The sequence below is a fragment of the uncultured Prevotella sp. genome (genome assembly GCF_946407605.1).
Taxonomy (GTDB): domain Bacteria; phylum Bacteroidota; class Bacteroidia; order Bacteroidales; family Bacteroidaceae; genus Prevotella.
This window is the reverse complement of sequence record NZ_CAMJOS010000015.1, coordinates 80,267-87,313: the sequence shown is the minus strand read 5'-3', so window position 1 is coordinate 87,313 and position 7,047 is coordinate 80,267. Positions and strand designations below refer to the sequence as shown.

The 7,047-nt window shown below is 41.2% G+C and carries 6 protein-coding genes; 5 read left to right on the top strand and 1 reads right to left on the bottom strand.

Annotated elements, in window-relative coordinates; genetic code table 11:
* The first annotated feature begins 682 nt into the window (after positions 1 to 682).
* The 4 genes from Q0R57_RS08190 to Q0R57_RS08175 are packed head-to-tail and all read left to right on the top strand — an operon-like array spanning position 683 to position 3,988.
* On the top strand, positions 683 to 1,603 hold the full coding sequence (locus Q0R57_RS08190; RefSeq protein ID WP_294745843.1) for a hypothetical protein: 921 nt from the start codon (positions 683 to 685) through the stop codon (positions 1,601 to 1,603).
* Complete coding sequence (locus tag Q0R57_RS08185; RefSeq protein WP_294745840.1) at positions 1,600 to 2,751, top strand: pectin acetylesterase-family hydrolase; 1,152 nt, start codon at positions 1,600 to 1,602, stop codon at positions 2,749 to 2,751. Before Q0R57_RS08190 ends, Q0R57_RS08185 begins: the two co-directional genes overlap by 4 nt.
* A gap of 22 nt (positions 2,752 to 2,773) precedes the next feature.
* Positions 2,774 to 3,415, top strand: coding sequence for a hypothetical protein (locus Q0R57_RS08180; protein ID WP_294745838.1), 642 nt, complete (start codon positions 2,774 to 2,776; stop codon positions 3,413 to 3,415).
* 36 nt (positions 3,416 to 3,451) lie between these two features.
* Positions 3,452 to 3,988 carry a hypothetical protein gene (locus Q0R57_RS08175; RefSeq protein ID WP_294745835.1) on the top strand — a complete coding sequence of 179 codons (537 nt, stop codon included), beginning with the start codon at positions 3,452 to 3,454 and terminating at the stop codon, positions 3,986 to 3,988.
* A 444-nt stretch (positions 3,989 to 4,432) separates the two neighbouring features.
* Here the strand turns inward: Q0R57_RS08175 and Q0R57_RS08170 are convergent, their stop codons facing one another.
* Positions 4,433 to 4,645 carry a hypothetical protein gene (locus Q0R57_RS08170; RefSeq protein ID WP_294745832.1) on the bottom strand — a complete coding sequence of 71 codons (213 nt, stop codon included), beginning with the start codon at positions 4,643 to 4,645 and terminating at the stop codon, positions 4,433 to 4,435.
* 505 nt (positions 4,646 to 5,150) lie between these two features.
* Between Q0R57_RS08170 and Q0R57_RS08165 the strand changes: the two genes are divergently transcribed.
* The gene (locus Q0R57_RS08165; RefSeq protein WP_294745830.1) at positions 5,151 to 6,827 is read left to right on the top strand and encodes a hypothetical protein; all 1,677 of its coding nucleotides are present in this window, start codon (positions 5,151 to 5,153) and stop codon (positions 6,825 to 6,827) included.
* Positions 6,828 to 7,047: the final 220 nt, after the last annotated feature.

The window sequence follows — 7,047 nt, the reverse complement described above, 5'->3', positions numbered from 1 at the left end:
TGCAATGCGGGAGAGTAGGAGGCCGCCATCTTTTTGAAGCGAAGCCCTGAGTCAGCAATGATTCAGGGCTTCTTTTTGTTGTTATACAGCTTCTAGCCATACTCTAAGCATACTCTAGCCATACTCTAGCCATACTCTAGGCTGCTTCTAGGCATACTCTAGCCATACTCTAGGCTTACTCATTCAGTATGGGTAGAGTATAGGTAGAGTATGGCTACACTATGAGTAGTACGACAGATGTCCCCATCAATACCCTATGCTAAGAGCCCGCAAATGAAAACACAGCTCTTTCATAAGAGATAGAAAAACAACAAAATCGACGCTCAAAAAACAATTTCCCATCAAAAAAGTTTGCTCGATTCAATAAAAAGCACTATCTTTGCACCGTTGATTCCCGGCAGCCTCTGATTCGTCAAGCTGTCGGGTCTGTTTTTTTAGATCACCCGCTGATCATTTGCTAAAACCGACCTCCTGCAACCTGGCCAGAGCGAAAAGCTGACGATGGATTTCTCCAATTACGACTTGGCAACATTCTATCTCGAAGACTCTGCCTAGAAAACTATCGCTGGGACCTATATGGTAGAAATCTGCGAGGACGCAGAAACAGTTGTAACCAGTATGCCGCTGAGGATAAAAGACACAACAAAATATTCTGTCAATAACGTATTAAACAACTAAAGAAATGAAACAATTTTCAAAGAAGATACTCCTCTATATACTTTTGCTGACTTTATCAGTTGGCAATGTCAACTGCCAGAACACGAAAAAAGGCGGGTTCTATAAAGGAGAAATAAATACGAAAATGCCCATTGAAAGCAAATATAAGGAAAAGGGCAGTAAACAGGTCGCTAAGGTTGAATTCGACTGCGATAATCCGACTATAGGAAAGATCATTATAGTCTATCCCCAGTCCATGCTTCAGTCCAACCAGGCATTTCCTCTTGTGAACATCGGTAATGCGTCAAACACGACTGCTTATGACCTGATAGAAGCAATGGAACATTTGGCCTCTTGGGGATATGTTGTTATTGGGAATATGGATAAACAGACAGGTTCTGGTTTATCTATTTCACAGACGTTAGATGAATTCCTTGGCTTGGTTGCACAGCATGATAATCAGTTCTATGGCAAGATTGATACGACAAAGATAGCCATTGCCGGTTATTCTCAAGGTGCATACGGCGCGGTTATGGCGGCAACGGCATACCCTAACAGTCACCTATACAAAGCAGTCTATCTATGCAGCTGTCCGCAGAAGCAGCTTGGCATAAACTTCAAGTGGGGAACAACAGACTTTACTAAGATTACAGCCCCACTGCTGATGTTGGCAGGAACAGGAGACTGGGATTCAAAGATCATCAGTCCCGAAGAGGCTTTTCAGGCGAACTTCGATGAAACAACAGGATTTTTCCCCGTGCTTGCTGCACGCCATACCAGCAAAGATCATGAGGAGATGGGAGGAGAAGGTGATGCCTACATGACGGCATGGTTCTCTTATTTTTTGAAAGGCGACAGTACCGCCGGTAGAGCTTTTGTAGGTGACGCAGCAGAGATTCTGAAAAATACAGATAGATGGACGAACATCAAAAGAAAAGGACTATGAATAAACTAAAGAAAACATTTCTAGCTATTTTGGCTGTCTTAGTTGTTTTGGCCATTGGTGGCTATATAGTCCTGAAAAAGACTTTCCTTCAGGAATTCCCAGAACTTCAGGGGAAACCCAAAACGGGGAAATGGTATGAGGTGGCGCCCGAAGGCGCCGTATCTGCCGACGGCTCTCCTTGGCGGGCATTCTTTAGGAAGGGCTCAGCCAATAAATTCATGGTCTATTTCTTCGGTGGAGGTGTAAGTGTCGATGAATATACTGCAGCCCGAGGCAGATCCGTTGTTGCAGAGGGCGGGTTCTATTCTGACAATGTCATGTATCAGGACTACGTGGCCACATGGGGCATTGGCTCACAGGATGAAAGGAATCCCTTTAAAGACTGGTCTGTTCTTGCCATCCCATACGGCTGTGGTGATTTGCATTGCGGTACAGGCGACTTCTCCTACACCTCTTTGGAGGGTGGACAGAAGGTTCTGCATCATCACGGATACACAAACTATTCCGGGGCATTAAGCAAAGTATTACCTTACCTAGGTAAACCAGAGGCATTGCTGGTATGTGGATATAGCGCAGGAGGGTGGGGTGCTTCGATACTTGCAGAAGATGTTATCGCACATTTCCCGAACACAAATAATGTCACTGTCTGCGTCGATGGCTCTTTGGGCATTTATAAAGATTGGAAATATGTGGCTGAGCATGTATGGAAAACACCTACAGAAATAGCCAAACGAATTGTTTCAGACAACATTATCCTTGACTGCCTTCTGTCTCTGCACAGGGACCACAATGATAGAGTTAAGATTCTGTATGGCTGCTCGGTGCGGGATGAGGCACTGGCCAATGTGCAAACCTATTTCGATGCAAAGCGAAACGACAAGCCCACCAGAGCCGACGGTGACGTGCAACAGCAGAATCTGAAGAAGTTTGTGAAACAGCTTCAGGACAGCATACCAACTTGTGGTATCTTCCTGTGGGACGATATCGTCACCCGGCCGGAAGAAGCACTGACACAACATACCATTTTGTTGTCAAGCAAATTCTTTACTGACCGTAGCGGAAATGGAAGTTTTGCCAAGTGGATAGATGACGCTGTTAAGGGACAGATACACTCTTACGGTATTGATTTAGCAGATAAGAAATATTAATTATTATTATCTTTGCAAACAAATGAAGATAATTGATGCTATAGAGAATTTTATTAATTCTTTTAAGGAAAAGCCGACTCGGTTGCACGTGGAAATCAATGACCCTGTAGGAACTGTTGTGGCAAAGGTTTTCTTTTGTGAAGACCTTAATAGGTCTATGTATGAAACAGACGATTTTCCTGGACTATGCCCATATTGTCATAATACTATTGAGAAAGTCCCCAATTTGGAATTCAGGACACGAACAAGAAAAGATATTGTTTGCACTGATGATGGCTTTTATATCGTGAGTGAAAGATTTAAGTTTTTTTGTGAAGAGCAAGGATTTAATGACTTGACTTTTATTCCATTAAAGAAATCTCCTGGTCATTATTATTTTGAACCTCAAACCACGTTTCCCGTAGATGAGGAAAATACTATCTTTGAGCACAGTGGTGAACCCTGTAGCCACTGTGGAAAGTATAGATGGTTCGGTGGGCCACATACTATTTATAGTAAATACGAACTGACAGAAGATGACAATTTTATTCAGCGATCCAAGGAGTTTTCTGGTGATAAATGTAGAAAATTTTTTCTTATCATAATAGGATTAAAAACAGAAAAACTGATGAAAGAGTATGGAATTGTTGCAGATTCCACAATTAATATTGAATATCTTGGATAGAGATTAATTACGTCAAACAGATAATTGCAAAGAAAGATGACAAGCTTTTTCAAAAAAATATTTGGCAACCCTGCTGATAAGAGGCAACCAGTGGAGCGCATCCCATTACCTCAAACAGAAGAAGAGAAAGAGGTGTTTATGAAGCGCTATTTGGACACGCTCATAAAACATGGTTGGATATTGGAACCGTCGACATCTGCAAGTTCTGCAGATAAAGTAACGGGAGACTTGGCCATGCTGGATCCAGACCTTTTGAAATTCATGTTATCATTCAAGACACTGGATAACGAGTCTGAAGATGCATGGTTCGTCGAATTGGGAACACAGCCAGACAGCCTTGCCCCATGGGAGAATCATTTGTTTATCATGGAGAGTACTGTGATAGAGGATTCTACTATCTCCGTTATCCTTCAAGGTGAAGATAAAGGAAAATTTGTATATTGCAACGAAGATATCCATGAAGATGCAGAAGTTGTCGCAGATAACTTCTTCTCGTTCCTGCAACTTCATGCTTATTGCGTAGAACTTGGGAAAGATATAATCAAAAACAATCAATTGTGGGCTTTTGTATAAACTCGAGTAAGGATAAGTCGCTACGCTTAGTGAAAGCGGCAGAGCCGAGCGCTCCTGATTATTTTTTGACTTGAATATTTGGTGATAAGAGAATATGTTTGTACCTCTGAGCTTCGCTCGAAGGTACTTCCACGTGTTGGACCATTCCGTGCCTATCTTTATGCACGTTTGGGTAGCACTGTGGAATTTGAATCTGCCTGTCTTTTTATAGGCGAACAGACTGGTATCTCTTGCGTCAATTTAACGCATGATACTTTTGTTCTCTTCGACCTCCAGGGCCGCCGCCTCAATGCAGAACCTAAGCACGGGGTGTATATAAAGAACGGAAAGAAGGTGGTGAAGTGAAAATGATTAGGACTGACACCTGAATCTCTATAACGAACCATCCCTTTCCTCCGTGAGGGGGAAAGGGATGGGGTGTAGTATTTGGTCGTAGAGAACAGACTAACTCTCGCGGATGTCACTGATTATTTCTTCAGCCGAACGGTTATCTTTCCAAGCACCTACGAAGCGGTTTGCCCATTCTGCTTCAGCCTTTGTCTTTTTCGCAGGAACCAACGACTTCACAAAAGCCAGCATCTTCGTCATTGCCGACTCATTGTCAAGAAGGGGACTCATCTCGCGGAACAATTCCGCACGTAACTCTATTGCTGTCATAATAGTAATGTATTTATTTTGGTTGCAAAGATAATATAATTTGGTGATACCTACAAGCATTTGAAGTTTTTTTTCATTGCTGTAGGGTTCAGGAATTCCAAGATTCAGATTATAGGTTTCTAACCAAGCGATTATAGGGGCTTGTTCTGATAATTTGTTCTTGCAAAAATTTTCTCTTTTTTAATGTCATAATGTCAAGTTGAGGATAATGCTCTGTATAATAGATGATTAGGATATGATGTTAGATAAATGAAATTTAGTCTCACACATCCTCCTGCTCATAGAGTCTCCTGTTCATTTCTCCCATGAATATTTGGTGATAAGAGAATATGTTTGTACCTCTGAGCTTCGCTCGAAGGTACTTCCGCTCGAGAAAACTCAAAATTCTTTTGGTTTTCTTCTCGCTTATTCGTACCTCTGAGCTTCGCTCGAAGGTACTTCCGCTCGAGAAAACTCAAAATTCTTTTGGTTTTCTTCTCGCTTATTCGTACCTTTGCAGGCATCTATGAGAGCCATCAGACATCTACACTTCGCTGTTTGCCTCGCCCTTGTCCTGGCTTCCGTTGTTGCCTGCAGCAACAACGGGGAGGAGATGCGCCGCCAGCTCAACGAGCTGCAGGCCCGCAATCAGGCCGACTCCATACTTAATGATACGGCGACGGCCATTGCTCTTGCTGCCTATTTTGATGATAACGGCACACAGAACGAACAACTCGAGGCCCATTATCTTCTGGCTCGCACTTGGACTGACTTAGGGCAGGCGCCTCGGGCCCTTGAAGAATACCAGAATGCTGCCGCCCTTGCAGACACCACCTGTCTAGATAGTCTCAGCAATCACTGGCTCAGTCGGATTTACGGCCATATGGGTGAACTTCTTTACCGTGATTATTTACCAAAGAATGCACTATTGGCATACCAAAGGGCATATTCTTTTTCCAAACGAGCAAATGAAGAAAGATCTGCTTCTCTGTTTTATGCACAAAAGAGTAGATGCTATTATGACCTCTCTCTTCCAGATAGCTCAGCATATATCATGGAAAATGCTATTAAAATGCTTTTGGAATGTAGTGATACAATCTATGCAAATTCGTTTAAAGGTCCTTTGTCATATCTGTTTGTTCAAAGAGGAGATTTCGCTAAGGCCAAAGAATATTTGGATTGTTATGAATATCATTCACTCATCAACGAACAAACATTGAATCTATATGATAACTATAAGTTGCTTTTCGTTTATAAAGGGTTCCTTTATCAAGGATTAGAGCAGTATGATTCTGCGCTATATTATTACAATAAGTCCCTCCTGGCATCAAACAATATCAATAACAGGATTCTTACTTATCGTGGTTTAAGCCAGACCTATGCCAAAATAAATCAACCGGATTCAGCCAGTAAGTATGGTTTGTTATATGGTGATGCCAGCAATGAAAGCAACAAACAGGATATTTCCATGTCTTTGCTTAGTATGCAACACCTTTACGATTATAACCGTTTTAAAGCTACTGCTCAGCAAAAAACAATTGAGGCGAGTCATGCTAATCTTCGTTTACTTGTTATTATTCTTATCTCTACGGTTTTGTTGGCCATTCTGATAATTGTTTTAATTAATCTTTGGAATCGCCATAAATTATTCCGCTTGAAATTATATAACAAGTATACCACCGATATATTAGGTTATATTGCAACGAAAGAGAAACTTTACCACTTGGAAAAACAAAAAGTTATAAACGAACATCTTGTTAGACAGGCAAAAGATGATTTGGCCTCTTTTAGAAATAGTATTGTTGAGACACGGAAGCAATATGGCGATAACAACGGATTGGGTATTGAGGATTATTTGCTCAAAAACCAAACTATTGTAAATTTGAAAGCTAAAGGAAGGAAAGGCCAAGTTGCAACAGAAAGAGAATTACATGAATTGCGAAGAGCAGTAAACATTTATTTGCCAGAATTCTCAGAATCACTTCAATCAATTGACTATCACCTTCAGCCAAGAGATATCTGTATCTGCATGTTGTTAAAATTGAAATTCGCTCCATCAGAAATCAGTTCTCTCTTGCATATCAGTAGTCAGGCCCTATCGAATAATCGCAAACGCTTGCTAAAAAGAATGTTCGGCATTGATGGAAGTTCATCTCTTTTCGACGAAAAGATACAAGAGATATCATCAGGTGACGTACTCTAACTGCCTGATACACAGCAAGTGTGAAATCTGTGAACAAAAATAATAAAGCGCCTTGCTACTATTTTCATAATTTTGCAGTGTGTTTTTATCTGTTTAATTATGAAAAAATTAGTATTTACAATTCTGCTGAGCATCATGAGTGCTTTATATTAGGTACTGGAGGGGTTCTGTTAGATGGAGGCTTTCGTGTAGAATCAGGAGGAGCGCTAAATATTAAATA

What these genes read in the sequence shown, in the direction of transcription:
- Q0R57_RS08180 (WP_294745838.1), top strand. Translation starts at nt 2,774, where the DNA reads ATGAAGATAATTGATGCTATAGAGAATTTTATTAATTCTTTTAAGGAA.
- Q0R57_RS08165 (WP_294745830.1), top strand. Translation starts at nt 5,151, where the DNA reads ATGAGAGCCATCAGACATCTACACTTCGCTGTTTGCCTCGCCCTTGTC.
- Q0R57_RS08175 (WP_294745835.1), top strand. Translation starts at nt 3,452, where the DNA reads ATGACAAGCTTTTTCAAAAAAATATTTGGCAACCCTGCTGATAAGAGG.
- Q0R57_RS08170 (WP_294745832.1), bottom strand. Translation starts at nt 4,645, where the DNA reads ATGACAGCAATAGAGTTACGTGCGGAATTGTTCCGCGAGATGAGTCCC.
- Q0R57_RS08185 (WP_294745840.1), top strand. Translation starts at nt 1,600, where the DNA reads ATGAATAAACTAAAGAAAACATTTCTAGCTATTTTGGCTGTCTTAGTT.
- Q0R57_RS08190 (WP_294745843.1), top strand. Translation starts at nt 683, where the DNA reads ATGAAACAATTTTCAAAGAAGATACTCCTCTATATACTTTTGCTGACT.